The 268-nt window shown below is 78.4% G+C and carries 1 pseudogene; it reads right to left on the reverse strand.

The window, feature by feature from the left end:
- Positions 1–268: pseudogene (locus tag CCL05_RS30610) on the reverse strand (ABC transporter); the annotation flags it as partial.

Consider the following 268-nt stretch of genomic DNA (forward strand, 5'->3'; position numbering starts at 1 on the left):
ACACCCGCCACACCCACGAGCACCGCCCCGCCCAGCACCACCGCCCACCGGTCGTGAGCCGCCGCCCAGCGGGCGTCCTCCACCGGGACGAACAGCGCCCACCGGCCGGGCCAGAACAGCAGGGCCAGTACCGCCGAGGTCAGCAGGCCGGCCGCGAGCCACGGGCCGGGACGCTTGGCCTCGGTGCAGCGCACCGCGACCGCCGCACCGGCCAGCGCCAGGGTGAAGGCCGCCCCGGCCTCCAGCGTGATGTCGGCGACCGGCGGCC

It is taken from the genome of Streptomyces africanus (assembly GCF_002150735.1).
Classification (GTDB): Bacteria; Actinomycetota; Actinomycetes; order Streptomycetales; family Streptomycetaceae; genus Streptomyces; species Streptomyces africanus.